Raw genomic sequence first — 26,895 nt, 5'->3', positions numbered from 1 at the left:
CAGCCTGTACAAGCGGCCTCCAGTGAAATCTATCCGGAGCCTTTCCATGTCCAGCGCCAATCGTCCCCGCCGCTCCTGTCTCTATATGCCGGGCGCCAATGCCCGCGCGCTCGAGAAGGCAAAGTCGCTCGCCGCAGACGCGGTCATCCTCGACCTTGAGGACGCCGTCGCTCCGGACGCAAAGCTTGAAGCGCGCAAGACCGTCTGTGACGCGGTGAACGCTGGCGGCTATGGCGCGCGCGAGGTTGTGATCCGTATCAATGGGCTCGACACCGAATGGGGCCTTGATGATCTGAAAGCGGCCGTCGAGGCTGGCCCTGACGCAATTCTGGCCCCGAAAGTCATCGATGGCGGTGATATCGACCGGCTGGACGATGCGCTTTCACGCGCTGGCGCCCCCGAGGATCTAGGCCTCTGGGTCATGATCGAGATGCCGAAGGCCATCCTCAACATTAAGGATATCGCCGAAGCGGCAGGCCGCACGCGCCTTTCCGCCTTTGTCATGGGCACCAATGACATCGCCAAGGAACTGCGCGCTGTGAACGACCCTCAGCGCACGGCCTTCCAGACTTTCTTCGGCCTGACTCTGGCTGCGGCCCGTGCTTATGACATCATCGCCATCGACGGCGTCTATAATGACATTTCGAACGCTGAAGGCCTCGAAGCCGAAGTGCGCCAGGGCCGCCTACTCGGCTTTGACGGCAAGACACTGATCCATCCGAGCCAGATTGAGGTCACGAATGAGATCTTCGCGCCCGCCGAAGCCGATGTCGCGCAAGCGAAAGACGTGATCGATGCGTTTGCCGACCCGGCCAACAAGGGCAAGGGCGTTCTCAAGGTTAATGGCAAGATGACCGAGCTTCTGCATCTTGAAGAAGCGAAGCGCATCGTCGCAGTTAATGAGGCAATCAAGGCGATGGAGAGCGCTTGACGTCCACGCCGGGCATCCCAGATCAGCGCTGACCAGACAAAGGGCAAGGCCATGACCTATATCCTGATCCACAATCCGGGCTGCGGCTCCTCCAAGAAGGGCCTCGCCCTGCTGCAGGAAAACGGCGTTGAGCCGGAGGTCCGCAAATATATGAATGCGGGCGAGCGCCTCTCCGTCGATGAGCTGAAAGGCATCGCGAAGAAGATGGGCGGCGTGTCACCACGCGAATTCCTGCGCGACAAGGACGCCGCCAAATTCGATATCCCGGCGACCATGGGTGACGAAGAGCTGTTCGAGGCAATGGCCGAGAATCCGAAGCTTATTCAGCGTCCCATCGGCATCAATGGCGACAAGGCCGTGCTTGGCCGTCCGAATGAAAAGCTCCTCGAGATTACCTGATTAGATAAAATTTGATCTAATCCGGGAGCCGGATGTTCAAACAGCTGCGGTATGAACCATGGCTATGAGCTTCCTCATTCTGATCGCTTTCGCGTTTCTCGCCCTCGCCGGTGCCCTGTTCTTCGGGCCGCACTTCATCACTTATGGCCCAGATGGCTTTCGCGATCTGATCCGCCGCGGCGATGCCCGGATGATCAGCCTGTTCCTGGTTGGCGCGATTATTCTCGCCATCCTTCTTCCGGGACAAGATCCGGCCTTGATCTCAAGGGTCTAGCCGGTGCAACTGGTCCCCGCATGAATTGACTGGGCCAGAACAGGCGTGCACTGCGCGCCGCTGCGCCCTCAGCAAAGCTTAGAGGGCGACATGACCAAATCGAATCCGGGCCACTATTTCGAAGACTTCAAGCCAGGCATGGAGCTTGTCCATGCGACCCCGCTGACTGTCTCGACCGGCGACATCTCGCTCTATCGCGCCCTCACCGGCAGCCGCCACGCGCTCTATTCGGCAGAGACCTTCGCGACGGCGAACGGCTTTGACGCCCTGCCGATCGATCCGCTGCTCGCTTTCCATGTCGTTTTCGGCAAGACGGTGCCGGACATTTCCCTCAATGCGGTCGCCAATCTTGGCTATGCCGACGGCAAGTTCCTGAAGACGGTCTATCCCGGCGATACGCTGACGGCGATTTCCGAAGTCATCGGCGTCAAGGAAAACTCCAACGGCAAGACCGGCGTGGTCTGGGTACGCACGCGCGGTGAAAACCAGCGCGGCGAAACGGTCCTCTCCTATGTGCGCTGGGTCATGGTCCACAAAAAGGACCCATCCAATCCTGCACCAGACGTTACAGCACCAGACCTTCCGGACGCTGTCGCCGCAACTGACCTAGTCGCACCGGACTACAAGGGCTGGAACAGTGCGCTTGCCGGATCCAGCTGGCGGTATTACGACTATCAGGTCGGCGAGAAGATCGACCATGTCGACGGCATGACGGTTGAAGAAGCCGAGCACCAGACCGCCACGCGCCTCTACCAGAACACCGCGAAGGTCCATTTCGACGCGCATGCGCAGGCGGGCAGCCGCTTTGGCAAGCGTCTCATCTATGGCGGTGTCGTAATCTCGATTGCGCGCGCGCTGTCGTTCAATGGCCTCGAAAGCGCCGCCCAGATGCTGGCGATCAATGCCGGCACCCATGCGGGCCCGCTATTTGCGGGCGACACGGTCTATGCGTGGTCGGAAGTCCTCGACAAGGCAGAGCTCTCCGACGGCACCGGCGCACTTCGCCTGCGCCTCGTCGCGACCAAGAACCACCCATGCAGTGACTTCCCGCTCAAGGGTGAGGACGGCAAGTATCACGCCGATGTCCTTCTGGACTTTGATTACTGGGCCGCGATCCCCAGATAGGCAGCCATGACCGGATCACCCCTCTGCACACCACAAAACATTGAGCGAGGGGCCTGATATGGGCGGCGTTCCCGGCTTCGATGGCGTCGCCTATGTCGCGACCGCCATTGCCATCCTGCTGTCTGCGCTCGCCAGCCTGCTGAGCACGATGACCCGCAAACAGCAGGTCGAGGGCGGCGTCGTGGATGCGGCCATCCTTTGTGAGCTGACGGGTATTCAGGACCCGCGCATCCTGCAGGATGTGTTCGGCCCGCCCACCATGAACCGCATGTGGCAGGGTATCACCTTGAAACAGATCCAGCGCGAGCGGCGCTTTCCCGGCTATCTCATCAGTGACGACCGGGTCGACTGGGCCTGTATGGGCGTCGTCTTCCTGTCCTTCTTCTGGCAGCACGCGCTGATGGATGGACTCGTGATTACGGCCGCACTGGCCCAGATTTCTGGCTGGGTGCTAGCTTACCAGCTACCAAGGCAGGTCTAGGCGATAAATCAGGCGCTTTCGCTTCGCGGCTTTCGCGCCTACATAGCGGGCCATGAAAGTCTGGAAGATGAATGGGGCAGGCAATGCGTTCGCGGTCTTTGACGCGCGTCAGCAAGCCTTTGCGCCAGATACAGACAAGATCCGCAGCATTGCCGCAGAGATGAAGGCGGATCAGGTCATGGCGATCGAGAAGGATGCTTCATCGGACGCTTTCCTACGTATCTGGAATTCTTCCGGCGAAGAGGTTGGCGCTTGCGGCAATGGTACGCGCGCGGTCGCCCACCTACTGCTCGAAGAGGCTGGCGCCAATACCGTCTCGATCCGCACGGCCGCAGACCTTCTGAAAGGCATGCGCGCCGAGAATGGCCTCGTCACCGTCGATATGGGCCAGCCGCGCATGGGCTGGGAAGAGATCCCGCTATCGGAGAAGATGGATGTGCGCGGCGTCGATGTGCGTATCGGGCCGATGGATAACCCATACCTCTCAAAGCCTGCCGTCGTGTCGATGGGCAATCCGCATGCGGTCTTCTTCGTCGAAGATGTCGACGCCTACAACATCCCCCAGATCGGCCCACTGGTTGAATGGCACCCGCTATTTCCTGAAGGCACCAATGTCGGCTTTGCGCAGGTCATCGACCGCGAAACGATACGGCTGCGTGTCTGGGAGCGGGGCGCCGGTCTGACCAAGGCGTGCGGTACGGGCGCATGCGCTGCGCTGGTCTGCGCCGCGCGGGCCGGGAAGACAGAGCGCAAGGCGCGCATGATCCTTGATGGCGGCGACCTCATCATTGAATGGCGGGAAAGCGACAATCGCGTCATGATGACGGGCCCTGTGGAAGTCGAGATGAGTTTCGACCTGTAGGCCGCCGCCTCCAAGAGGCCGTGCCTGCCCGCGAAACCTTGATTTACTGGGCATTCGGCGCGATGTGGCGGGGTCTGGACAGGCATTCTGGCAATGACGGCAACGAAAGATCCCAAACCGACGGCTTCGGCCTCGCGCGCCCGCGTGATTACGCTCGGCTGCCGCCTCAACTCCTACGAGAGTGAGGTGATGCGCGGGCATGCCGACGCTGCAGGCCTGGAAGACGTCATCATCGTCAATACGTGCGCGGTGACGTCCGAGGCCGTACGAAGCGCCCGCCAGACGATCCGCCGTGCCAAAAAAGACAATCCGGGCGCCCGCATCCTGGTGACGGGCTGCGCCGCGCAGATCAATCCGGACGAGTTTGCCGCCATGACCGAAGTCGACCGGGTCATCGGCAATCATGAGAAGATGCAGGCCGAAACCTGGGTCTCACCTGCCCTGAATGAGGGCCGCGAGAAGATCCTCGTCAACGACATCATGTCGGTAAAGGAAACCGCCGCGCACCTTATTGATGGAATGGAAGGCCGGGCCCGCGCCTATGTGCAGGTCCAGAATGGCTGCGATCATCGCTGCACCTTCTGCATCATTCCGTATGGCCGAGGGAATTCGCGGTCGGTGCCGGCGGGCGATGTCGTCCAGATGGTCAGACGTCTTGTCGAGACCGGCCATTATGAAGTCGTGCTGACGGGCGTAGATTTGACGAGCTGGGGCGCGGACCTTCCCGGTCAGCCGCAGCTTGGCAACCTCGTCCAGCGTATCCTGAAACTGGTGCCGGAGCTGCAGCAGCTACGCATCTCTTCCATTGATGCCATTGAAATGGATGACGCGCTGTTCGAGGCGATTGGCGACCCGCGCCTTGCGCCCTTCATGCATCTCTCGCTTCAGCATGGTGACAATCTCATGCTGAAGCGGATGAAGCGGCGTCATTCGCGGGAGGATGCAATTGAGCTGGCGCAAAAGCTGCGCGCCATCCGCCCTGACATCGCGCTTGGCGCGGACATCATCGCCGGCTTTCCGACAGAGACGGAAAGCGCGTTCGAGAATTCGGTTCGCCTCGTTGAGGACTGCAACCTCGCTTTCCTGCACGTCTTTCCCTACAGCCCGCGCCCCGGCACGCCTGCCGCGCGCATGCCGCAGCTTGAAAAGGCTCTCATCAAGGAGCGCGCCGCACGCCTGCGCGATGTCGGTGAGCGTGCCCTCGCCCGTCACCTCGACACGCATGTTGGCGCAGTGCGGGATGTTCTGGTCGAGCAGGAAAGTGACGGGCGACTTTCCGATTTCTCACGCGTTGCGCTGACGGGTTTTGCCACGCTTGAGGCTGGACGCCCCGTTCCCGCGCGGATAGTCGCTCAGGATGGACAGAAACTGATCGCGGAGCCTGCATGATCCTCTGGTTCGGAAAGAAAAAGAAAAAAGACGAGCTGGAAGACGCCGGCGCGCAAATGCGCGAGCCGGAACTGTCGGCCGAAGAGCTGGCCGCGAAAGAGGCTGCCGAGAAGGCAGAAGCTGAGCGTAAGGCGGCAGAAGAGGCTGCCGAGGCAGAACGCAAAGCTGCTGAACAGGCCAAGATCGACGCCGCAATCGCCGAAGCCAATAAGGCCTGGGAAGAGCGTCAGAAGCGCGAAGCCGTTGAGGCCGAAGACGAAGCGGCCCGCCAGAAGGCTGAGAATGAACTCAAGATCCTTGAAGAGCGCCGCCGCGCCGAGGCCGCCCGCGAGGAAGCCCGCCGCAAGGAAGAAGAGCGCCAGGCCGCCATCGCCCGCGGCGAGCCTGATCCCTATGCTGAAATTCGCGACCCGGGCTTTTTCGACAAGCTGTCGGGCGGGCTCTCCAAGTCCTCCTCCAAGCTTGGCACCAGCCTCACAGGCATGTTTGGCGGCCGCAAGCTCGACGATGACGCGCTGGAAGACCTCGAAGACCTGCTGATCATGTCGGATATGGGCGCGAAAGTGTCTGCGAAGATTACCTCGAACCTCGCAAAGACGCGGTTCGACAAGGATATCAGCGACGACGAAATCCGCATTGCGCTCGCCTCTGAAATCGAAGCGATCATGAAGCCGCGCGAGCAGGTTGTTGATTTCGCTGATGGGCCACGCCCGCGCGTCGTCCTGTTTGTCGGCGTGAACGGGTCTGGCAAGACCACGACAATCGGCAAGATCGCATCAAAGCTGAAAGAGCAGGGCGCCAAGGCGCTGCTGGTCGCCGGTGACACATTCCGCGCCGCCGCCATTGAGCAACTGACCGTCTGGGGTGAGCGGGCCGGTATTCCGGTTCTCTCCAAGCCGACAGGCGCTGATGCTGCCGGCCTCGTCTATGAGGCCATTGAAAAGGCGCAGCGCGAAGATCTCGACCTCGTCCTCGTCGATACGGCGGGCCGCCTGCAGAACAAGGCCGAGCTCATGTCAGAGCTCGCCAAGATCGTCCGCGTGACGCGCAAGCTCGACCCGGATGCGCCGCATGACGTGATCCTCGTCCTTGATGCGACGGTCGGCCAGAACGCGCTGAGCCAGGTCGAAGCCTTCCGCCATACGGCTGAAGTGTCGGGCATCGTGATGACGAAGCTCGATGGCACGGCCAAGGGCGGCGTGCTCGTTGCCGTTGCCGAAGCACATGCTTTGCCGATCCACTTTGTCGGTGTTGGCGAGAAGGCCGAAGACCTGCAACCCTTCAGCGCCGCCGCCTATGCAAAGGCGCTGGTTGGCCTTGGCCAGGAAGAAACGGTTTGAGCGCCGGGAACAAGAAAGCTGCCCTCCGGCGTGAGCTGAAGACCCTGCGCGAAGAAGCCCATGCGCGTGACCCTGACGCGGGCGAAACACTCGCATCCAAGTTTCCGCTCAAGCTGCTTGAGCGCTACGGCCCCGTGGTTGCGGGCTACCTGCCGATCGGGAGCGAGATTGATCCATTGCCCCTCATGGAACGGCTTGAGGGGGAAGGCGCAAAGCTTGCCCTGCCGCGTCTTGAGGCAGATGGCTCGATGACATTTCGAGCCTGGTCGCAAGGGGCGGGCCTTGAGGACGGGCCCATGGGCCTGCGCCAGCCTTTGGAGGGCGCGGATACGGTCTATCCGACGCTGGTGCTAATGCCACTCCTTGCCTTTGATGGCATGGGCGTGCGCCTTGGCTATGGCAAAGGCCATTATGACCGCACGCTGGCCGGCCTGCGAGAGAACGGCCGTGTCTTTGCCTGCGGTCTTGGCTTTCATGCGCAAATGCTCGACGAGCTGCCCGCCGAACCGCATGACCAGCCGCTGGACTGGGCAGTGACCGAGCGCGGCTCTGTTCCCATCTTCATGATGCGGACCTTCAAGGGTGATGGCAGCGGCGATGATGGGCCCGGCGCGGCCTGACAGGGCGATGTGCGAATTGAGGCACTCTACGCCCGCGTGGGTCGACTTCGCTCACCATGCGGGCAAGGGAACTTACCAATAGCCCCCCATCCTGAGCGAAGCAGAAGGACGGGGCGGCGCCCAAGCTCAGCGTAGAACGATCAGAAGCGGTCGAGCAGGCGCTCGAGGTAGTTACGCTCTTCCTCGTCGGCGGGGTCGCCATAGCGGCGGCGGAGTTCTTCCAGAATATCCTTCGCCCTCTGGCGTTCAGCCTCGTCAGGAATGTTCACGTCGCGGCTGTCGGACGTACCGCCCATCGGACGGCCGAACGGGTCGACCTGATCGCCGCCATTGCCATATTCCTCGCCAAGGCGCTCACGCTTGAGATCATCCAGCTCTCCGGCAAGTGTCTCGGCAAGCTCGCGTATCTGGTCGGTGGCATCATCCTGATTGCGGATGGCGCGGAAATTATTGCCGTCTTCGAGCGCTTCAGCGGCGCGGCGCTGGGCCCGCTCAATGGCTTCGAGAGTTTCCTCATCAACCGTACCGCCAGCCCCAGTCCCATCCTCGCTGCTTCCGCCGTCGCGTCCGCGCCGACGGGCGAGCTCTTCGACAAGGTCACCCAGACGGGCCTGGCGTTCGGTCAGCGTACCGCCTCGGCTTGAGCTGCCATCCTCACCCTCTTGCTCGCCGGGCTGGGAGCCGGACTCACCCTGCTCGCCCTGTTGCTGGTTTCCGGGCTGCTGGCCGGGCTGATTGCGCCGTTCGCCGCGCTGCTCGGCCAGCGTGTCGTCATTGAGGTCGCGCTGTTCGCGAAGCAGGTCGGACAGCTCCTGCAGGGTCTCGGAAAGCTCTCGCTCTTCGTCAGGCATGTCCTCGTCATTCTCACCCTGCTCGCCCGGCATGCCCGGAAAGCCTTCGCCGCTGCCATCGCCCTGCTGGAACTGGAGGTTCTCGAGCATATTCGTGATGTCGGCGAGCAGCTGGCGCGCCTGATCGGTAGCGCCGGTTTCGGTCAGGTCAGACAGCGCATCGAGCATATCGGCAAAATCGCTGCCGCCCATGCCAGACCCGCCGCCTTGCGCGCTGTCCGTATCGCTCGGCGGGCTATCGAGGCCGTTCGCGAGCGCCTCAGCCATACGGGCGGCGAGATAGTTTTGCGCCGCCTGTTTGAACGCTTCCATACGCCGCTGGATTTCAGCTTCGGAGGCACCGTCCCGCAATGCTTCTTCAAGTGCCTGACGGGCAGCCTGCAAGGCGCGAAGGGCATCGGCGGCGCTGCCATATTCTGCACGCAGCGCCAGAGACCAGAGAAGCGGCTCTGTCTCGTCGGCTTCATCTGTGGAGCTCGCCGCCTGCAGGATGGACCCGGCATGGCTCAAGCCGAAATAGACGCTGACATCCTCGAAATAGCGCTCAGGTTTGTAGGTCACGGCATCAATCATCAGGGACGCGCGCTGGATACCGGCAGGGGCGCGGGAAATACGCTGCGTCGCTTCGGTGAACACTTTGTCCTGAGCCAGGCTTTCGCGATTTGCCGCCTCGACCACTTCATATTCGCCATCCTCGCGCAGGATGGTGACGCGGATGTCCTGTATGGCCCGTGCCAGTGGCTGGAGCAGCAGCTTTTCCGGGAGGATGAAGACTTGTGCCTCGCTCATCGTGGACTGACCCGCCCCGTCGGTCGCGCGCAGGAAGCCGCGCAGTTCGAGGCCCGCCCAGCGGTGCCGGGTCAGGTCAATCGAGGTCGTCTCTTCGGCTTCCTTCGGCGACAGGCCGGGAAGCTGGACGATGATGGCGTCTTCGCGCGCATCGCCGCCCTCATCGACGCGGTAGAGGACGAGTTCGAGGCGCTCGATGCCGTAATCGTCACTCGCCTTCCATGAGAACTCGGTCTTGTCGGTGGGCGTGACCTCTGGCGCGGAGACCCATTCCACGGCCGGCGGGTCGTCTGGTGAGGCTTCGACGCGCCAGCTCGCCCGCTCACCCCACCAGCTCACACGCAGCTCGCTATCGGCTGTGATGATCGTGCGCGCTTCGTAAGCACCTTCCGGGGTTTTGCTGAAACGGACCCGCTCTCGGCCCTCTTCGCCCTCAATAATGAGATTGGGCGCTGACGGGGCCTGCGCCCGGACCGTCAGTTCAGATCCGGCAGGAACGCGGACCGGCGCGGCATCAGACGCGAGGAAGACGGGCGGCTTACCAGTATGCTCTGGCGGCGTGATCCACGCTTCGATGCGGATATTTTCAGCGCCGAACAGACTGCCAATATCCGGGCTGAAGGCGCGTGAGAGGCGCTCACCTGCGACTGAGAGCGATAGGAAAGCAGCAAGGGCCAGCAAGGCTGGCAGGATAAAGCGAAGATAAAGCGGGTCCGAGGCGCGCCATTCTGCGCCAAAATCGGGGACATTCAGGCGGCGCGCGGCGTCGGTCAGGTCTGTTTCATGGGCACGCCACAGCGCCACGCCGCTCGCATCCGGGCGGGCAGGGCGATCCTGAAGTGCAGTAAGCGGACGCAGCTCTGATTGGCGGTCGAGCAGGCGGATGGCTTCGCCGCGCTCGGGTGCGCGGTAGCGGGCTGCGCCCAGCCAGACGAGCGGCAGAAGCCCAGCGAGAAAGATGATAAGCGCAATGGAAGCGACCTGATCGCTGGCAGCGTCGATCAGCCCGGTCAGCACCATGGCGAAGAAAATCGTAACAAAAACAGCGAGAGGCCAGAATGCGCGGGCCGCACTCAGCCGCCAGAGCGCCGCTTGGGTCCGGGCGATCTTCGGCTCAAGTCCGGGGATCCGTTTCAGCTCAGCCAATCGGGCATGCTCTCCAGTGCGATCATCTCATCGAAGTCAGGTCGCCTGCGGATGACGGCGTAGCGGTCTCCATCGACCAAGACTTCCGGGACAAGAGGTCTCGCATTGTATTGCGACGAAAGCACGGCACCGTAGGCGCCCGCCGACATTACAGCCAGACGGTCGCCCCCTTCAATGCGCGGCATGTCACGCTCTGCAGCAAACTTGTCGGTGGACTCGCAGATCGGCCCGACAATGTCGTAGCGCACCTTCTCATCATCCGCGCCGCGCTCTCGTACTGGCAGGATGTCGTGATGCGCCTGATAGAGGGCAGGGCGCATAAGGTCGTTCATGCCGGCATCGACCATCAGGAAGTTACGCTGCGGCGCTGGTTTGACGAACAGCGCCTCAGTCACAAGCACGCCTGCATTGCCAGCAATGACCCGGCCTGGCTCAAGTATGACTTCGAGACCCATCCCTTCAGTCACTTCGCGGATCATCTGCGCATAGGCAGATGGCGGCGGCGGATTGTCCGTTGATTTGTAAGGGATACCGAGCCCGCCGCCGAGATCGACACGGCGGATATCGTGGCCGTCATTGCGCAGATCCTTAACCAGCGTCATGACCTTTTCGAAGGCTGCGCGCATCGGCGCGATGTCGTCGATCTGCGAGCCGATATGCACATCGACGCCGACCGCTTCGACACTGTCGGTTTCGGCGATCTGCGCATAGGCTTTGCGCGCCTCATTCCAGGGCACACCAAACTTGTCGCCCGCCTTGCCAGTAGAAATGTTCGGATGCCCACCGGCGGCCACGTCAGGATTGACCCGGACAGCAACCCTTGCCGTCTTGCCGACAGATTTTGCGACCTTGGCCAGAACGCCGAGCTCAGCTGAGCTTTCGATGTTGAACTGGTGGATGCCTTCTTCGAGCGCCAGACGCATCTCGGCCCGTGTCTTGCCGACGCCCGAAAAGACGATTTTGCTGGCCGCGATGCCAGCCTTGCGGGCGCGCATCAGCTCTCCACCGCTGACGACATCAGCGCCGCACCCTTCAGCGGCCAGTGTCTTCAGCACGCCAAGATTGCCGTTCGCTTTTACGGAATAGGCGATCAGGCAGCTCATCCCATCAAACGCGTCCGCAATCACGCGTGCATGACGGCGTAGGGTCGCGGCCGAGTAGACATAGACCGGCGTGCCAACATCGTCGGCAATTGTGTCCAGCGCCACATCCTCACAGTGGAGGCGGCCATTCTTGTAACTGAAGTGATGCAAAAGGCTGGTCCTTAGCCCGGCGAAACTTCACCAAGACCAGATTCGCCAATATCGGCCTCTGGGTCTGCTTTCGGGATCTCGCCACCGAGGCCGTTATAATAGGCCTGGTCTTCCGAGCGTGCTGGCGCAGCAGCAACCTCGACAGTCGACGCGACAGGCTGGCGGGCCTCTTCGTCAGGCGGCGAAGAAAAGATTGGCGGCGGGCGATCCAGGTCGCCGCGAACGCCGCAGCCACTGAGGACGCCAGCGGCGACAGCAAACAGGCCAATCGTGGTCAGTCGTTTCATCATGATGTGGCCTCCAGGCCCAGACGTTTGTTCCAAAGCTCAATCTGCTCCTTCACGCGGACAGGTGCAGTGCCGCCATAGCTTTCACGGCTTGCGGCAGACGCTTCGACGCTTAGCACGGAAAAGACGGCGTCCGTAAGGCGCGGTTCGACTTCCTGCATGGAATTTAAGGAAAGCGCCTCGAGGCCGATACCATCTGCTTCTGCCATGGCAACGATACGCCCCGTGACGTGGTGCGCATCGCGGAAAGGCAACTTCAGTTCACGCACCAGCCAGTCGGCAAGGTCGGTCGCCGTAGAATAGCCTTTCGCGGCCGCTGCGCGCATGTTCGCCTTGTCGAAAGCAATCGTCTCCATCATCCCGGCCATCGCGCGGGCGCAGAGGTCGAACGTGTCGAAGGCCTCGAAGGTCAGGCGTTTGTCGTCCTGAAGGTCCTTGGCGTAGGCGAGCGGGAGTGCCTTCACCGCGCCCTGCAGGCTTGCGAATTGCCCGGCGATCAGCGCTGCCTTGGCGCGGATCAGCTCTGCCGCATCCGGATTGCGCTTTTGCGGCATGATGGACGAGCCGGTCGACCACTCATCGGAAAGCCGCGCAAAGCCAAACTGGGCGCTGGTCCAGAGAACAATTTCCTCCGCCAGACGCGAGAGGTGCGTTGCCGCAATCGACAGCGCCGCCAGCGCTTCCAGCGCAAAGTCGCGGGCCGATACCGCATCGAGAGAGTTTGCCATTGGCCGGTCGAAACCAAGGGCTTCTGCCGTCATGTCCCGGTCGATCGGAAAGCCCGTCCCCGCAAGCGCAGCTGCGCCCAGCGGCGATTCATTTGCGCGAGACGCCGCGCCGAGCAGGCGGGCCTTGTCGCGCTCGATCATCTCCACATAGGCCAACAGGTGATGGCCGAGCGTGACCGGCTGGGCCGTCTGCAGGTGGGTAAAGCCGGGCATGATCGTGTCGGCATGCTCGCCCGCGCGGGTCAGCAGGATACGCTGGAGCGCGCTGAGGGCACGTGCCGCCTCGCCGATGGCGCCGCGCGTCCAGAGACGGAAGCCTGTGACGACCTGATCATTGCGTGAGCGGGCGGTGTGCAGGCGACCGGCCGGTGCGCCGATCAGCTCTTTCAGGCGCGCCTCGATGTTCATGTGAATGTCTTCAAGCTCGACCCGGTAAGGGAAGGTGCCGGCCTTTACCTCGTCGAGGACCTGATCGAGGCCATCCTGAATGGCGACATTGTCCTCTTCAGAGATGATGCCTGTCTCTGCCAGCATATCGGCATGGGCCCGGCTGCCTGCGATATCCTGCAGCACCATGCGCCGGTCGACATCGATCGACGCGTTGATCGACTGCATGATGTCGGACGGTTGCGCGGCAAAGCGTCCTCCCCACATCTGCTGGCCTTTCGAGGGATTATCTACCATGTCCTGCATCCTGGATACTTAAGAGGGGTTCGGCATGTCCCGCCTTGTAAAATTCGCTATTCCGGCCCTGATCGTGATCGGGCTCGTCGTGGTGTCTTTGACATTGCTTCAGGCAACTTCCAAGGGCGGAAGTAAGGACGAGATCGCCAATCTGGCCACAGGGTCGATTGCCGCACTGGACGTATCCAAGCGCGGAGAGCCTGTCTCAACGGCTGCGTTTGACGGGCCGGACGGTGAAGCAGTCACGCTGGCCGACTTTGAAGGCCGCAACATTCTGGTGAACTTCTGGGCCACCTGGTGCGGGCCGTGCGAGCGCGAAATGCCGTCGCTCGCCGCGCTGCAGACGGCGAAGGGCGACGAGAATTTTCAGGTCGTTGCCATCAGCGTGGATGCTGCGGAAGACCGCGACTATGCCCGCCAGCGCCTGCAGGAGCTGACCGGCGGCGTCATTGATTTCTACTTCGTGCCGCCAGAGCGCTGGGAGGTCGTCTATGACAGCGGCGCCCGCGGCTTCCCGACCACCGTGATCTATGACGAGACCGGGTCGGAGATCGCCCGCCTGTCCGGCGAGGCGGCATGGGATTCCTATGAGGCGATCGCCCTCATCGAAGCGATCAAGAACTAGGCCGGGTCTGTCGTCTCGAAAACGTAGAGCAGCGTGCGCTGATTATCGCTGAAATTGTCATCTGACAGGATGAAGATGCGCTTGCGGCCGTCGTCCAGCGGCAGGACGGCGATCGCCTCGAAATTATCAAGGGTGAGCGGCGCGGCCATGAAGGCGAGCGTTGTCGTCTCGCCGTCAGCACCTCGCACGCGAATGCCAATTGCGTTCTGCCGGGTCAGCGGATTGTAGGCGCGGTGCAGGCTGTAGAGCTCGGGCCCGACAGCGTCGAGGCCGACAAGTGGCGTGCCGTCCGCCTTCACCCACGGTTCCCCCGCAAAGGAGACGCCGCCATCTTCGGTCACGACACCGAGCGGGCCATCGCCGCCTGCCAGTGTCTCGAGACCGGGCAACAGTTTCCCTTCACGCAGGACGAGGCCTTCTGCCCCCGAATTGTCGCTGATGGACCGGCCAAGGCCTGTCGGGTGCGAGTTCATGCTGGCCACAGGGACCGCGCGCGCATTGCCGCCGCAACGCTCATAAGCGAAGGCCTCGACCCGGTGATCGCGCTCAAAGCTGATGAAGGCGATGCCGCCCTCGACGTGCAGGCCTTCTGCGTCAGCCTCTGACTTGCCTGTCAGGATCTCTCCGTCCGCGCCGCGAAGATAGGTGAGCGTCGCCTGCCCTTGCGGCGCAAGTCTCGTCTGGTCGAAGGGAATACGAACCAGCGCGCCCGCATCGGAAACAGCGAGCAGGTCACCATCCGGCAGGATATCCATGCCCGAGAGGCCACCAAAGGAGGCAAGCGGCGCGTCGAGTGCCCAGCCAGACACGAATTCGACGCCCGTAAATGCGCGGGCAATGGCGTCTTCGGGGCCGAGGTCGACGGGCTCGGCCTGCATCACGAAGGACATCGCGAAACCTTCGCCCCCTCCTTCTGTGCAGGAACGGTCTGCGAGATCACTGCTGTCCGCATCGAACACCCATGGGTCCGCCGGCGGCGAAGCGGGCGCTTCTGGTGTGCCGGAGCTACAGCCAGAAAGGCCCAGCGCCAGCAGGCTGGCAGCGAGAGGAAACGTCCGGATCATGTCTAACGTCCTGCTGGAAATCAGCTTTTGGAGGCCTTGCGAGCAATATCCTGCATTGATGTCACTTTGACATCACGCGAGCCATAGCGCGGACCACCCCGAGCTGTTTCTGACACACCGCTGGACATGGCCCGGCCACTGCTGCTGCCACCAGGGGTCTGCACGGCCATCGCTTTCTGATCTGGCAGATTGTCCTTCTCGTCGAAAAGGCTCGCCAGCTGCTCCGTTATCGCACCGCCAAGCTGTTCGGCGTCCACCAGCGTTACAGCACGCTTGTAGTAACGCGTCACATCATGCCCGATGCCGATGGCGATCAGCTCCACCGGGCTGCGATTCTCGATTTCGGCGATGACCTGACGGAGGTGTCGTTCCAGATAGTTGCCGACATTCACGCTCAGCGTGGAATCGTCGACCGGGGCGCCGTCAGAGATGACCATCATGATCTTGCGCTGCTCAGGCCGGCCTAGCAGGCGGTCATGCGCCCAGAGAAGCGCCTCGCCGTCGATATTCTCTTTCAGCAGGCCTTCACGCATCATCAGGCCGAGATTCTTCCGTGCGCGGCGCCATGGGGCGTCGGCAGACTTGTAGATGATGTGGCGCAGATCATTGAGACGGCCCGGGCCCGCAGGCTTGTTCGCCTTCACCCAGTCCTCACGGGCAAGTCCACCCTTCCAGGCCTTCGTTGTGAAGCCAAGGATTTCCACCTTCACGCCGCAACGTTCCAGCGTGCGCGCGAGAATGTCGGCGCAGAGCGCTGCGATCATGATCGGGCGCCCGCGCATGGAGCCGGAATTATCGAGCAGCAACGTGACGACGGTGTCGCGGAATTCGGAGTCGTCTTCCTGTTTGAAGGAAAGCGGCGCCGTCGGGTCGGTGATGACACGGGTAAGGCGAGCCGTATCCAGAACGCCTTCTTCGAGATCGAACGACCAGGACCGGTTCTGCTGCGCCATCAGGCGGCGCTGAAGGCGGTTGGCCAGTTTGGACACAGCGCCCTGCAGCGATTGCAGCTGGTGGTCGAGATAGGCGCGAAGCCGTGTCAGCTCTTCCGGGTCGCAGAGGTCAGCGGCTTTGGCCACCTCATCATGCGCCGTGGTGAAGACGCGGTAGGAGAAGTCCTGCCGGTCATCGCCGTCGCGGAAGTTCGGGCGAAGCGGCTTGGAGCCATCATCGCTCTCTTCGTAGTCGTCCTCACCCTCAGCTTCGGCGTCAGCATCGACGGAGACGTTGGTTTCTTCGCCTTCTACATCGTCGCTTTCGCCAGCTTCCATCTCCTCTGTGGAGGAGCCTTCGGTCTCATCACCCTGTTCGGAGTCGTCGCTGGAGGTTTCGTGCTGCTCGGATTCCTCCTCGCTTTCGGTCTCACTCTCGTCTTCCTGCTCGTCGCCCGCCTCATCGCCTTCGGTGAGGTCCTTGATCAGGCGCTGAACGGTTTTGGCAAAGGCGCGCTGGTCATTGAGCTGCGTCAGCAGCTCATCCAGTGCATTGCCGCCGCGTTCGGTCACTTCATCGCGCCAGATGGAGGCGATGCCTTCGGCCTCTGGCGGCAGTTTGCGGCCGGTCAGCTTTTCACGCAGCAGGAACTCGATCGCTGGCGCAATCGGTGCCTCGGTGCGGTCCTGCATGCGGGTATAGCCCGCCTTCTCACAGCGCGCCGCGAGGGCAGCGTCGAGATTGGCAGCGGTGCCATCCATGGCATTGGCGCCGATGGATTCGATACGGGCGCGCTCTGCGGCTTCATAGACCTGACGGGCCATCTCACCGCTGGGACGCTCAGCGAGGTGGGCGGCGGCATCATGGTGGGCCATGCGTAGGGAAAGAGCATCAGCCTCGCCACGGGCGCGGGCCGCCTGCTCTTTGGAAAGCTCACGCGGCGGCGCCTGCAGGACCAGCCTCTTCTCTTCAGTCCGGCCCGCTTCAGAGACAAAGCTCGTCTCTACGTCGCGCGTCTGGCTCATGGCCTTCGCCGTGGCGGCAAGGGCCTGCTTGAAGAGTTCGTAGGGCGTATCGTCCTTGTTAGACATGGTCCTCACTTAGCGCCCGCTATCGCAGTTGCGAAGGGTTTTGCAGGCGGGCTGCAGCCCGCCAATCAGCTTCAGGCGACGCGCACCATAAGCGCGCTTTCCGGCAGGTCTTCACCGAAACAGCGCTGGTACATCTCTGCCACGAGCGGGCGTTCGAGTTCGTCGCACTTGTTGAGGAAGGTCATCCGGAAGGAATGGCCAAGATCGCCGAAGATGCGGTAGTTCTCCGCCCAGGTGATCACGGTACGCGGGCTCATCACGGTCGAGATATCGCCGTTCATGAAGGCGTTCCGCGTGAGGTCCGCAAGGCGGACCATCTTGGACAGGAGCTCCTTGTCGAGATCGGTCGCCTTTGTCGAGACGATCTCCACTTCGGCATCATGCTCAAGATAGTTGAGCGTCGTGACAATGCTCCAGCGGTCCATCTGGCCCTGGTTGAGCTGCTGGGTGCCGTGATAGAGGCCCGTCGTGTCGCCGAGGCCGACCGTGTTGGTCGTCGCAAACAGGCGGAAATACGGGTTCGGCGAGATGACTCGGTTCTGGTCGAGCAGCGTGAGGCGGCCAGAGGCCTCCAGCACGCGCTGGATCACGAACATCACGTCCGGACGGCCAGCGTCATATTCGTCAAAGGTGATCGCGACCGGGCGTTGCAGCGCCCATGGCAGGATGCCTTCGCGGAATTCGGTGACCTGAACGCCTTCCTTGAGAACGATCGCATCCTTCCCGACCATGTCGATCCGGCTGACATGGCTGTCGAGGTTGATGCGGATCATCGGCCAGTTGAGGCGCGCGGCGACCTGTTCGATATGCGTCGATTTACCGGTGCCGTGATAGCCCTGCACCATGACGCGGCGATTGTGCTCAAAACCCGCCAGGATGGCGAGCGTCGTCTGAGGATCGAAGCGATAGGCCTCGTCGATTTCCGGCACGTATTCGGTCTTCGTTTCGAAGCCGTGCACGACCATGTCGGTGTCGATGCCGAAGACATCACGGACCTTGATCTCTACGGTCGGCTCAAGCTCGGTCAGAACATCGGTATCGCTGGTCAGGCTCATAAACTATCGTCCTCGAATTGGTCTCGCGGGTCTCACGAAGGGGTTCTAGCACGCGAATGACATGCGCCTAGTGCGACGTGAGGTAAAGGTCACTCCGCCGCAGACCAGACGATTTCACCACCAACGACTGTCATCACTGCATTTGCATTCAGAATTTCAGCTTCCGGCACGCTCATCAGATCGCGGTCGAAGACGGAAAAATCAGCGATCTTGCCCGGCTCGATAGTGCCAAGATCGTCTTCCATGAAGGCGGCGTAAGCGGCGGACGAGGTAAACAGCGCGAGCGCGTCTTGTCGTGAAAGCGCCTGCTCTGGATGCCAGCCAGCACCCGAATTGCCTTCAAGGTCCTTGCGAGCGACCGCTGCATAGAACTCGATCAGTGGCGAGCCAACCTCAACCGGCGCGTCAGACCCGCCTGCGATCACCGCGCCTGCATCCAGCAAATCCTGCCACGCATAGGCCCCGTCCAGACGATCAGGCCCGAGGCGCGCAGGCGCGAATTTGAGGTCACCAATCGCGTGGGATGGCTGCATCGACGCGATCAGGCCAAGTTCCGGTATGCGGGCAATATCGCTCGGATGGACAATCTGCGTATGCTCAATGCGCCAGCGAAGGTCGCCGTCCAGTGAAAGCTCTTCATAGACATCCAGGATGCGCCGGTTCGCAAGGTCACCAATGGCATGAATGGCAAGCTGCACCCCATCTTCCTCGGCCCGCATCATCAGGACTTCGAGCGCTTCGGGGTCTAGCAGGGATAGCCCGCTTATGTCCGGGCGGTCAGAATAAGGTTCGATCAGGAGCGCGCCGCGAGAGCCGAGGGCGCCATCCATGTAAAGCTTCACGGCCCGGTTCGTGATGGTGTCAGTTTCAAAGGCGTGGGCCTCGGCAATGTCGAAACCGTCTTCTGTGAAGGCGTTATAGATGCGGATCGGCAGCTCGCCGCGCTCGTCCAGCGTTGCCATGACCTCTGCATGCGCCGGGGGGACGCTCATATTGTGCAGGCCCGTCCAGCCACGTTCGGCATAGACGCCGGCACCTTCAGCATAGGCCCGTCGAACATCTTCCTCCGTCGGCGCGGCGACAAGACCCCAGACAGGCGTCATCGCGTTATCAATCAGGATACCTGTGGCCTTGCCGTCCTCATCGCGTTCGATCTTGCCGCCTTCGACATCTGGCGTGGTGTCATCAATGCCAGCAGCACGAAGCGCCGCCGAGCTCGCCACAAGGGCGTGGCCGTCCGACCGGCCGAGAATGACGACACGGTCGCCCACGACGGCGTCGAGATCGGCAGCCGTCGGCATACGACCTTCAGGCCAGCCCGTCTCGATCCAGCCGCGCCCGACGATGATGGCGTCCTCAGCGAGACCGTCGGCCTCTGCCTCGATCCGCGTGACAAGCTCGTCCACAGACGCTGTGCCTGTCAGGTCCAAGGACAGCTCTCTCTGCCCAATCCCGATCAGGTGCGCGTGGGCGTCGGTGAAACCCGGATACATGAAATTGTTGTTCAGCCAGACAAACTCAGCGTTTTCGATATCGACCTCGGCGTCGAGGTCATCGACGGAGCCCGTCCAGACGATGCGGCCATCGCCGCCAACGGCCACCGTGTCCACCGTCTCGCCAGCAATACCGGTATAGATCGTGCCGCTTGAGAAAATCCGCGCCGCGCTCGGGCGGTCGGCTTCGCTTGGCCCCGTCGCATCTGCTGCTGGCGGCGTCGGTGAAGGCTGCGTACAGGCTGCAAGCAGAAGGGCGGACAGGATAGCGGCAGGTCGCAGCATGGACGGACTCCTCAAAGAAGGTTTGTCTCTGGCTGGCCCATATGTGCGATCAACGCAAACAAAAACGCGCCCCGTCTGGAGCGCGTTTTTTAAAGTCTGTCGAAGATCAGGAGATCCTAGGCGCTTGCTTCAGCAGCCTGCTTCTCGATGTCCCGCTTGATCTTGAGGGCCTTCGCAGAAAGCGTGTCGTCCTTCGACTTTGCAAGGTAGCCGTCGAGGCCGCCATGCTTGTCGACCGTACGCAGGGTCTTTGCCGCAATGCGCAGGGACACGTCCCGGCCGAGGGCTTCAGACCGCAGGGTCACGTTCACCAGGTTCGGAAGGAACCGGCGCTTGGTCTTTACATTCGAGTGGCTCACTTTGTGGCCGACGATCGGCTTGACGCCTGAAAGTTCGCATTGGCGTGCCATGGGGCGCTCGCTTAATAGTGTTAGATCAAATCCGAAGCGGCGCTCATACGCGCCAGCCAGGCAAACGTCAACCGTCACGCTCAGCCGGTTACACACGGCCAAATTGAGGTATTATAGCGGCGAAGTCAGGTTGCCCCTGTTCAGCTGCCGTTCTGGTATGCACTTATATACGGTGAGAGCCAACGTCTCGAATTAAGGACTTTCCTACATGAAAAAGATGATCGCCGCCACGAGCCTTGTTGCGCTTGCGACCGCAGGTCTGTCTTCGGCCCAGTCTACATCCGCTGCGGCCACAGTGTCTCCACTTGGAGAAGTTCGGGCCGGAGAACCGATGCGTCTTGTCTATGAGGTGAAGGCGACCGCATGGGCGCTGTTCATTCCGATCACGGGCCGCGCCAATTTCCGCATGGACCTTCAACCCGACACCTATTCCATCAATGGCGTGGTGAAGACGACGGGTCTCGCTGACATTCTGGTCAATTATGACATGCGCCTTGCCGCCAGCGGCTATGTGCGCGACGACCACCTAGAGCCATACGCCTACGTCTCGCAGAACCGCGACGGCAAGAAGAACCGCCGCGTTGAGATGACTTATGGTGCGAGCGATGTCGCAATGACGGCGACGCCGGCCTTCGGCAATCTTGGTGAGCCGCCTGCCACGCCAGCGCAAAAGCTGGAAGCCGCTGACCCGCTGACGGCCTTCCTCGGCCACGCTTTCACGCCGCGCCCTGCAGACGGCAACCCATGCGGTGGCCCGATGAAGATTTTCGACGGCCGCCAGCTGACCCATCTCACCTTTGAGAATGCAGGTCTCAAACAGGTAAAGACCGATGCCTATCGCGGGCAGGCATATGAGTGTCATGTCTCCATGGACAAGATCGCTGGCTACGACGCTGACGAGATCAACGCGAAAGAGACACTGACCGGCATTGAAGGCCCGCTCCGCATGTGGATGGCTCCGATGGATAACGGCACCTACATGCCGGTGAAGATCCAGGCTGACACAGACGCAATCGGGTCGGTCACGCTGCAGGTCTCAAAGCTTCGCTATGAGCCGATCCCTGAGCCATCCAACGAAGGTTAGCCAGTCGCCGCGTTGACCGGTCCGGGCAGCGCGGCTAAGGCGAGCGACATGCCAGCGCAGCCGCTCAAACTCACCACCTGGAACATCAACTCGGTCCGCCTGAGGGCACCGAACGTGCAGGCTTTCCTGAAAGAGGAAGGCTCTGACGTTCTCTGCCTGCAGGAGATCAAGTGCCAGACCGACCAGTTCCCGCAGAAAGCCTTCCGCGAGATCGGGTACAATCACTTCCAGATCCTCGGCCAGTCCGGTGGCCATCACGGCGTCGCGATTGTCTCACGCCACCCGATTGAACCGGTCGATGCGCATCCACTCTGCCGCGAAGGCCATGCCCGCGTACAGACCGCGCGCATCAATGGCGCGCTGATCCACAATATCTACCTGCCCGCAGGCGGCGATGAGCCGGACCCAGTCAAGAACGACAAGTTCGCCCACAAGCTGGACTTCCTGGAATGCATGGCGCGTGACTTTGCGTCCTCGGCCAATGCGCCAGAGCCTCATATTCTCGTCGGCGACCTCAACGTTGCGCCGCACGAAAACGATGTCTGGTCGCACAAGCAGCTTCTGAAGATCGTCTCGCACACACCGGTTGAGACGAAGGCGCTGGAGAAGGCGCGCAAGGCGGGCGGGTTCACCGACATCGCGCGTACGCGTCACGCCGACGGCCAGAAGCTCTATACCTGGTGGTCTTACCGGGCGAAGGACTGGGCAGCCTCAAACCGTGGCCGTCGTCTCGACCATATCTGGGCGAATGATGCCGCCATGGCCGGGGCAGACCTTCAGAGCTATAGCATCCATCTTGGCTGGCGCGGCGGCTGGAAGCCGTCCGATCACGCGCCGGTCAGCACGACATTCCATTTCTAGGTAGCGAGCCTAACCCGCCTGCAGCCTGTATCCACCGGCTTCGGTAATCAGAATGCGGGCATTTGCCGGATCAGGCTCTATCTTCTGGCGCAGCCGGTAGACATGCGTCTCCAGCGTGTGCGTCGTCACGGCGGCATTATATCCCCAGACCTCTGCGAGCAGCTCCTCGCGGGCCACGGCCTTACCGCCAGCCCTGTAGAGATATTTGAGGATATTGGTTTCCTTCTCGGTCAGCCGCACCTTCTGGTCGCTTGAAGTGACGAGAAGCTTCATCGCCGGCTGAAACTCATAAGGACCGAGGGTGAAGGTCGCGTCCTCGCTCTGCTCAAAGCTGCGAAGGTGGGCGCGCACACGGGCAAGCAGGACGGAAAACCGGAAAGGCTTGGTCACATAATCGTTCGCGCCGGATTCGAGCCCAAGAATGGTGTCGGCGTCGCTATCCTGACCCGTCAGCATCACAACAGGCGCGCGAAGGCCCCGCTGGCGCATCAGTTTGCAGGCTTCGCGCCCGTCCATGTCCGGCATGTCGACATCGAGCAGGACGAGGTCAAACCGCTGCGTCTCAATCAGCTTCAGCGCTTCGGAGGCATTGGCTGCCTCCATCGCCTCGAAGCCGTCATGCAGGTTGAACTGCTCTGCGAGCGCGCCGCGAAGTTCGTCGTCATCATCGACAAGAAGAAGTGTCTTTGTGCTGATCATGTAAAGCGATGCCGGGTTGCTGGCTGTTGGCGGGACGCGATACACATAACACCGACTCGCCGTCGAATAACTAGATGATCACGATTTTGGGAGCGGCCAGATGCCGACACGTTTCCGGGTAACCCCAGACAGGAAAATTATTGGGCAGGGCCTGACTTTCCAGTGCGCGATCGGCAAGGGCGGCATGGTGGACGCCGCGAAGAAAACCGAGGGCGATGGTGCTTCGCCCATCGGTCTCTGGAAAATCAAACGGGTTTTCTGGCGCGCCGACAAGTTCGACCGGCCGAAGACCGTGCTCCCCGCAACGCCGCTTCACCCCGATGATGGCTGGTGTGATGAACCGGACGATCCGCTCTATAATTGCGCGGTCAAACGCCCGTATCCGGCCAGCCACGAAGTCATGTGGCGCGAGGATGATCTTTACGACATCGTCGTCCAGCTTGATCACAACACTGACCCGGTCGTTCCCGGCAAGGGCAGCGCCATCTTCATGCATATCGCCAAGCCCGACTATTCGCCGACCGAAGGCTGCATCGCGCTCGCTTTCGACGACCTCCAGTTGCTCCTTGCCCATTGCGACAAGGACACGGGCATAGAGATCCTGCGCGCCAGCTAGGCGGTTTTGCGCTCGCCAAAGAAGGCGCTACCAACGCGGACATGCGTGGCACCGAGCTTTGCGCCAAGCTCATAATCGGCGCTCATCCCCATCGAAACCCAGGGCAGGCCCGCCCGGTCTGCAAGTTTCTTCAGAAGCGCAAAGTGCGGCCCCGCAGGTTCATCGACAGGCGGGATGGCCATCAGCCCTTTCAGCTCTCCGGGGTAGGTCTGACGGGTGTAATCGATCAACTCTTCCAGATCGGCTGGAAGCACGCCTGACTTCTGGTCTTCCTCGCCCGTATTTACCTGAATGAGGAGATGCGGAAACCGGTTCAGTTTCTCAGCCGCCTCACTCAGCGTGCGAACAATCTTCTTGCGGTCGACCGTCTGGATCACATCGAAAAGTGCAACCGCATCTTCGGACTTGTTGCTCTGAAGCGGACCGATCAGGTGAAGGGTCAGACCCTCAATGTCCCGCCGGTGCTGCCAGTGTTCCTGCGCTTCCTGGACCCGGTTCTCACCAAAGACACGCTGGCCGCAATCGAGCGCCGCCTGAAGGCGCTCATCGGGCTGCTTCTTTGAGACGGCAACAAGTTCAACCGGATGGTCCGCTGCCGAAGCGAGCTGCTTCAGGATGCCGTCCCGGCTGGCGGCTATGTCGTTTGATAGGTCAGTGCTAGGCATGGCGGGATGAAGCACGCCGCAGCCGTCTCCCGCAAGTTCCGAAACGCCGCGCATCTCGCGCAGGCGAATACCGGCCCCCTGCTGCCGGGCGGCTTTTTCCTGACAGATCCGGCTCGGGTAAAGGATGCGCGCGCCGTGGCATCCCGTCTGCCTGACGGGATTGGCGTCATCATCCGGCATTTCGGGCAGGCAGATGCGATGGAAGACGCCTTCGATATCGTCAGCGACTGTCAGAGAGCAGGGCGCATTGTGCTGATCGGGGCTGATCCGGACCTCGCGCTCGCAACCGGCGCCGACGGCGTCCACTGGCCATTTCGCATGCGAAAGGATCTTCAACGCCACAACCAGAGTCTCGGTCTGCTCCACACAATGAGCGTCCACTCACCGGCCGAACTGCGCGCCGCGCGCGCCTTTCCGGTCGATGCGCTGATCTATTCGACCGTATTTCCTTCCGCCAGCCCGAGCGCAGGTACGCCTATCGGACTCTCGCGCTTCGCAGCAACGGCATCCAACTCGCCCGTCCCGCTCTATGCGCTGGGTGGAATATCGGCCGCAAATGTGGAAAAAGCCGCCCGGTTCGGCGGCTTTGCAAGCGTTTCGGCGTTTGAAGCGCTTCTTTAAAAGCTAAAACTTGAAAGCAGAGCGCAGACGGATACCCGTCTCAATCGTCTCGTTCTGCAGCTGCTGAAGCTCATCAAGCTCAGTTGCGCCAAGCGTCAACTCACCGCCGACACTGATGCGAGGCGTAATGCGGAACTCAGCACCAGCACGCATCTCTTCACGTGCAAGCGGAGAGTCGTCCGGACGCGACGTCATATCAACGCTCAGCTGCCAGCGGTCGCCCTTGATCCAGGCGAGACGAACTTCCTTGTTCGGCGCACCCTGCCAGATCGGCGTCGCATCAGATGGCGAGCTCAGCGTGAACTGGCGGTACCAGTCCGGCTGGGCCTTCTCAGTCTCGGATACGGTCGGCGGCGACAGCTCAATAGGCTCAGACTGTGCCGTGGCCGGAAGGGCCGCGAACACGCCGAACGCTGCAAGAGCTGTTACAGAATACTTCATTTGCCACCTTTGTTACGAGGCTACTTAATCAAACGAACGCGCGAATTGAACATTAATTCCTGCTCATACGGAAAAAATCGGCTTGGAGTGTGATTTCTACCACAACTCCCCTGCTGGTGCGGTTACCGCCGGGCGTGTCCAGACGCTCATTCTGATATGAGAGAGCGACGTCGAAGCCGTCCGAAAGTTCCCGACTGGCCGCAAGGCTGAAGCCTTCCGAGGAAAGCTGCGCGAGGTCATCCTCAGCCTCGCCATAGTTCAAAGAGACCCGCGTCTCGCCAAACTCGCGAGCCACACCAGCCTCCCAGGCCGAATAGTCGGCGCCGCCAAAGCCATTGTCGCTCTGCAGGCAGGAAAGTCCGAACTCGGTCCCATCGCGCTCGACATTTGCGCCCAGTGACCAGGTTTCCATCCGGTCGCGGGTCAGGCCCGCAAAATCATCCGGCTCAGCGCTCGACCAGGCGAGCGAAGCCTCGATGCGCGTTCCTGAAGAGCGAAGTGTGCGGGATAAATTCGCCGCTACCTCAACAACATTGGAAAGCCCGGGCTGGCCGATGGCATCTGACAGGCTGCGATCAAGATTCTGTCCATCGGCGTCCGGCGTATAGGAAATGCCCGCGCGCAGGCCAAGGATACGCGGGCTAGCATAGCTCAGCTTTGCGGACGGCCCGGTCACATCGTGATTGGTGCGGTTTATCTTGAGACCGGTAGGATCAAGATATGGATTTGCGACAGACGAATAGGTGAGGGCGCTTGCGGCGCCTTCGAAAAATCGCGCTGCGACGCCCCGGTCCTTGCCGATGCGAAGTTCGCCATACCCGCCATCGGCGCGAAGATATGCTGCTTCGAGGCGGCCGCGCGCGCCTGTCTCGTCTCCAATCGGACCGCCGGACAGGCCGCTATAGGCCCCGGCAATTGGCAGACCCGTCCCGAAGTCTCCGGCAAAACCGGGGCGGAGCGGATGGTCTCTCTGGCCCCGCAATGTCAGCCGGGCGCCAAGTTCGGTCCCGTTTTGGAGGATGGTCTCGGCCTCTGTATCAAAGCTGATCTCATATAGCACCGCTTCGCTGTCGGCGCGGGTGTCATCCAGCAACGAAACGACTGTGGCCGCTTCAATATCGCTCTCGACATCGAGGGGCAGGGCAAGCGCCTGCGGCAGGGGTGCAGCCAGCGAAATCGCAATGAATAAGGGTAGGGCTGATCTCATCTGGAGGTCATCCAATAGATTGCTTCTCGCCGAGCACATATCAGCACTGGCCCGACCGGTCTCAGATGATATACAGATCGGCGAATGAAGAAGATATTGCCGACAGGATATTCGTAATGAAGGCTTCCACAAAGATCGCCGCTGCCCTTTTCGGGGTGTTCGCTCTCTCAGGCTGCCTGTTTTCGGGCAATGGCGGTGCTCAGAACATCAGCGTTGCCGAGAACTTCGAAGGTGGGGTGAACCCTTATCTATGGCGCGCTAGCCTTGATACTCTGAACACGCTCCCACTTACGACGGCTGATCCGGTTGGCGGCATCATCAATTATGACTGGAAGTCGTTTCCCGATGCACAGGACGAGCGTATCCGCGCGACTGTCTACATCCTCGATTCGCGACTACGGGCCGACGGTGTGAAAGTTTCCGTCTTCCGTCAGATTCAGGAAAACGGCCAGTGGACTGACGCGCCCGTCGATGTCTCCACCGGGATCCAGCTCGAGAATGCAATCCTGACCCGGGCACGCGTTCTCAAATCTTCAGAACTCAGCTAGGCGCGTAAAAAGCCAGCTCACCGAATTGCAGGAGGGAC

28 protein-coding genes are annotated in these 26,895 nt (G+C 61.4%); 15 read left to right on the top strand and 13 right to left on the bottom strand.

Features of this window, described 5'->3' with window-relative positions; all coding sequences use genetic code 11:
- Positions 1 to 46 precede the first annotated feature (46 nt).
- The 9 genes from KUV46_06000 to KUV46_05960 all read left to right on the top strand — a co-directional run bounded on the left by KUV46_06000 (position 47) and on the right by KUV46_05960 (position 7,421).
- Entirely contained in the window at positions 47 to 931 is an 885-nt protein-coding gene (locus tag KUV46_06000) for a CoA ester lyase (GenBank protein ID QYJ01944.1), read from the top strand.
- A gap of 51 nt (positions 932 to 982) precedes the next feature.
- Positions 983 to 1,330, top strand: a complete 348-nt coding sequence (locus KUV46_05995) for an arsenate reductase (glutaredoxin) (GenBank protein QYJ01943.1) — start codon at positions 983 to 985, stop codon at positions 1,328 to 1,330.
- A gap of 64 nt (positions 1,331 to 1,394) precedes the next feature.
- Positions 1,395 to 1,604 carry a hypothetical protein gene (locus KUV46_05990; protein ID QYJ01942.1) on the top strand — a complete coding sequence of 70 codons (210 nt, stop codon included), beginning with the start codon at positions 1,395 to 1,397 and terminating at the stop codon, positions 1,602 to 1,604.
- Between the two features lie 90 nt (positions 1,605 to 1,694).
- A complete protein-coding gene (locus KUV46_05985; protein QYJ01941.1) occupies positions 1,695 to 2,729 on the top strand; it encodes a MaoC family dehydratase in 1,035 nt (344 codons plus the stop codon).
- A 58-nt stretch (positions 2,730 to 2,787) separates the two neighbouring features.
- Positions 2,788 to 3,210, top strand: a complete 423-nt coding sequence (locus tag KUV46_05980; protein ID QYJ01940.1) for a hypothetical protein — start codon at positions 2,788 to 2,790, stop codon at positions 3,208 to 3,210.
- Between the two features lie 52 nt (positions 3,211 to 3,262).
- Positions 3,263 to 4,072, top strand: a complete 810-nt coding sequence (dapF, locus tag KUV46_05975; GenBank protein QYJ01939.1) for a diaminopimelate epimerase — start codon at positions 3,263 to 3,265, stop codon at positions 4,070 to 4,072.
- 93 nt (positions 4,073 to 4,165) lie between these two features.
- Positions 4,166 to 5,461: a tRNA (N(6)-L-threonylcarbamoyladenosine(37)-C(2))-methylthiotransferase MtaB gene (gene mtaB / locus KUV46_05970; GenBank protein ID QYJ01938.1), complete on the top strand. Its 1,296-nt coding sequence runs from the start codon at positions 4,166 to 4,168 to the stop codon at positions 5,459 to 5,461.
- Positions 5,462 to 5,517: 56 nt separating this feature from the next.
- Positions 5,518 to 6,801, top strand: coding sequence for a signal recognition particle-docking protein FtsY (ftsY, locus tag KUV46_05965; protein ID QYJ02359.1), 1,284 nt, complete (start codon positions 5,518 to 5,520; stop codon positions 6,799 to 6,801).
- On the top strand, positions 6,798 to 7,421 hold the full coding sequence (locus tag KUV46_05960) for a 5-formyltetrahydrofolate cyclo-ligase (GenBank protein QYJ01937.1): 624 nt from the start codon (positions 6,798 to 6,800) through the stop codon (positions 7,419 to 7,421). Before ftsY ends, KUV46_05960 begins: the two co-directional genes overlap by 4 nt.
- Before the next feature lie 140 nt (positions 7,422 to 7,561).
- On the opposite strand, the gene KUV46_05955 is transcribed toward KUV46_05960, so the two are convergent.
- The 4 genes from KUV46_05955 to argH are packed head-to-tail and all read right to left on the bottom strand — an operon-like array spanning position 7,562 to position 13,159.
- Positions 7,562 to 10,207 (bottom strand): DUF4175 domain-containing protein, encoded by a 2,646-nt coding sequence (locus KUV46_05955; GenBank protein ID QYJ01936.1) that lies wholly within the window; start codon positions 10,205 to 10,207, stop codon positions 7,562 to 7,564.
- Positions 10,195 to 11,460, bottom strand: coding sequence for a diaminopimelate decarboxylase (gene lysA, locus KUV46_05950; GenBank protein QYJ01935.1), 1,266 nt, complete (start codon positions 11,458 to 11,460; stop codon positions 10,195 to 10,197). The genes KUV46_05955 and lysA overlap by 13 nt, the downstream gene beginning before the upstream one ends.
- An 11-nt stretch (positions 11,461 to 11,471) precedes the next feature.
- Positions 11,472 to 11,750, bottom strand: a complete 279-nt coding sequence (locus KUV46_05945; protein QYJ01934.1) for a lipoprotein — start codon at positions 11,748 to 11,750, stop codon at positions 11,472 to 11,474.
- A complete protein-coding gene (gene argH, locus KUV46_05940; protein ID QYJ01933.1) occupies positions 11,747 to 13,159 on the bottom strand; it encodes an argininosuccinate lyase in 1,413 nt (470 codons plus the stop codon). The genes KUV46_05945 and argH overlap by 4 nt, the downstream gene beginning before the upstream one ends.
- A 34-nt stretch (positions 13,160 to 13,193) precedes the next feature.
- Here argH and KUV46_05935 point away from each other — a divergent pair, with 34 nt between their 5' ends.
- Positions 13,194 to 13,784 carry a TlpA family protein disulfide reductase gene (locus tag KUV46_05935; GenBank protein QYJ01932.1) on the top strand — a complete coding sequence of 197 codons (591 nt, stop codon included), beginning with the start codon at positions 13,194 to 13,196 and terminating at the stop codon, positions 13,782 to 13,784.
- Here KUV46_05935 and KUV46_05930 read toward each other — a convergent pair.
- The 5 genes from KUV46_05930 to rpmB form a co-directional block, all read right to left on the bottom strand.
- Positions 13,781 to 14,848, bottom strand: coding sequence for an esterase-like activity of phytase family protein (locus KUV46_05930; protein QYJ01931.1), 1,068 nt, complete (start codon positions 14,846 to 14,848; stop codon positions 13,781 to 13,783). The two genes, KUV46_05935 and KUV46_05930, sit on opposite strands and share 4 nt — an antisense overlap.
- Positions 14,849 to 14,868: 20 nt before the next feature.
- Positions 14,869 to 16,872 (bottom strand): cobaltochelatase subunit CobT, encoded by a 2,004-nt coding sequence (cobT, locus tag KUV46_05925; GenBank protein QYJ01930.1) that lies wholly within the window; start codon positions 16,870 to 16,872, stop codon positions 14,869 to 14,871.
- Between the two features lie 71 nt (positions 16,873 to 16,943).
- The gene (cobS, locus tag KUV46_05920) at positions 16,944 to 17,927 is read right to left on the bottom strand and encodes a cobaltochelatase subunit CobS (GenBank protein QYJ01929.1); all 984 of its coding nucleotides are present in this window, start codon (positions 17,925 to 17,927) and stop codon (positions 16,944 to 16,946) included.
- 89 nt (positions 17,928 to 18,016) lie between these two features.
- Positions 18,017 to 19,705 carry an amidohydrolase gene (locus KUV46_05915; GenBank protein ID QYJ01928.1) on the bottom strand — a complete coding sequence of 563 codons (1,689 nt, stop codon included), beginning with the start codon at positions 19,703 to 19,705 and terminating at the stop codon, positions 18,017 to 18,019.
- Between the two features lie 116 nt (positions 19,706 to 19,821).
- On the bottom strand, positions 19,822 to 20,115 hold the full coding sequence (gene rpmB, locus KUV46_05910; GenBank protein QYJ01927.1) for a 50S ribosomal protein L28: 294 nt from the start codon (positions 20,113 to 20,115) through the stop codon (positions 19,822 to 19,824).
- A gap of 208 nt (positions 20,116 to 20,323) precedes the next feature.
- On the opposite strand from rpmB, the gene KUV46_05905 reads away from it, so the two are divergent.
- Together KUV46_05905 and KUV46_05900 are read left to right on the top strand one after the other, a co-directional pair.
- Positions 20,324 to 21,199, top strand: a complete 876-nt coding sequence (locus tag KUV46_05905; protein ID QYJ01926.1) for a DUF3108 domain-containing protein — start codon at positions 20,324 to 20,326, stop codon at positions 21,197 to 21,199.
- Between the two features lie 48 nt (positions 21,200 to 21,247).
- Complete coding sequence (locus tag KUV46_05900) at positions 21,248 to 22,060, top strand: exodeoxyribonuclease III (protein ID QYJ01925.1); 813 nt, start codon at positions 21,248 to 21,250, stop codon at positions 22,058 to 22,060.
- 9 nt (positions 22,061 to 22,069) lie between these two features.
- Here KUV46_05900 and KUV46_05895 read toward each other — a convergent pair whose 3' ends face one another.
- Complete coding sequence (locus KUV46_05895; protein QYJ01924.1) at positions 22,070 to 22,759, bottom strand: response regulator transcription factor; 690 nt, start codon at positions 22,757 to 22,759, stop codon at positions 22,070 to 22,072.
- Between the two features lie 100 nt (positions 22,760 to 22,859).
- Here KUV46_05895 and KUV46_05890 point away from each other — a divergent pair, with 100 nt between their 5' ends.
- Positions 22,860 to 23,375, top strand: a complete 516-nt coding sequence (locus KUV46_05890; protein ID QYJ01923.1) for a L,D-transpeptidase family protein — start codon at positions 22,860 to 22,862, stop codon at positions 23,373 to 23,375.
- Here KUV46_05890 and KUV46_05885 read toward each other — a convergent pair.
- Positions 23,372 to 24,040, bottom strand: coding sequence for a YggS family pyridoxal phosphate-dependent enzyme (locus KUV46_05885; protein QYJ01922.1), 669 nt, complete (start codon positions 24,038 to 24,040; stop codon positions 23,372 to 23,374). The two genes, KUV46_05890 and KUV46_05885, sit on opposite strands and share 4 nt — an antisense overlap.
- 6 nt (positions 24,041 to 24,046) lie before the next feature.
- On the opposite strand from KUV46_05885, the gene KUV46_05880 reads away from it, so the two are divergent.
- Complete coding sequence (locus KUV46_05880) at positions 24,047 to 24,661, top strand: thiamine phosphate synthase (protein QYJ01921.1); 615 nt, start codon at positions 24,047 to 24,049, stop codon at positions 24,659 to 24,661.
- A gap of 3 nt (positions 24,662 to 24,664) precedes the next feature.
- Here the strand turns inward: KUV46_05880 and KUV46_05875 are convergent, their stop codons facing one another.
- Positions 24,665 to 25,102: a hypothetical protein gene (locus KUV46_05875; protein ID QYJ01920.1), complete on the bottom strand. Its 438-nt coding sequence runs from the start codon at positions 25,100 to 25,102 to the stop codon at positions 24,665 to 24,667.
- Between the two features lie 52 nt (positions 25,103 to 25,154).
- Positions 25,155 to 26,309: a porin gene (locus KUV46_05870; GenBank protein QYJ01919.1), complete on the bottom strand. Its 1,155-nt coding sequence runs from the start codon at positions 26,307 to 26,309 to the stop codon at positions 25,155 to 25,157.
- 116 nt (positions 26,310 to 26,425) lie between these two features.
- Here KUV46_05870 and KUV46_05865 point away from each other — a divergent pair, with 116 nt between their 5' ends.
- Positions 26,426 to 26,857 carry a DUF3576 domain-containing protein gene (locus KUV46_05865; GenBank protein ID QYJ01918.1) on the top strand — a complete coding sequence of 144 codons (432 nt, stop codon included), beginning with the start codon at positions 26,426 to 26,428 and terminating at the stop codon, positions 26,855 to 26,857.
- The last annotated feature ends 38 nt before the right edge of the window (positions 26,858 to 26,895 follow it).

It is taken from the genome of Thalassovita mediterranea (assembly GCA_019448215.1).
In the GTDB taxonomy this organism is placed as follows: domain Bacteria; phylum Pseudomonadota; class Alphaproteobacteria; order Caulobacterales; family Hyphomonadaceae; genus Henriciella.
Note: the sequence above shows the minus strand (reverse complement) of the source record. Positions and strands in the feature narration are given on the sequence as shown.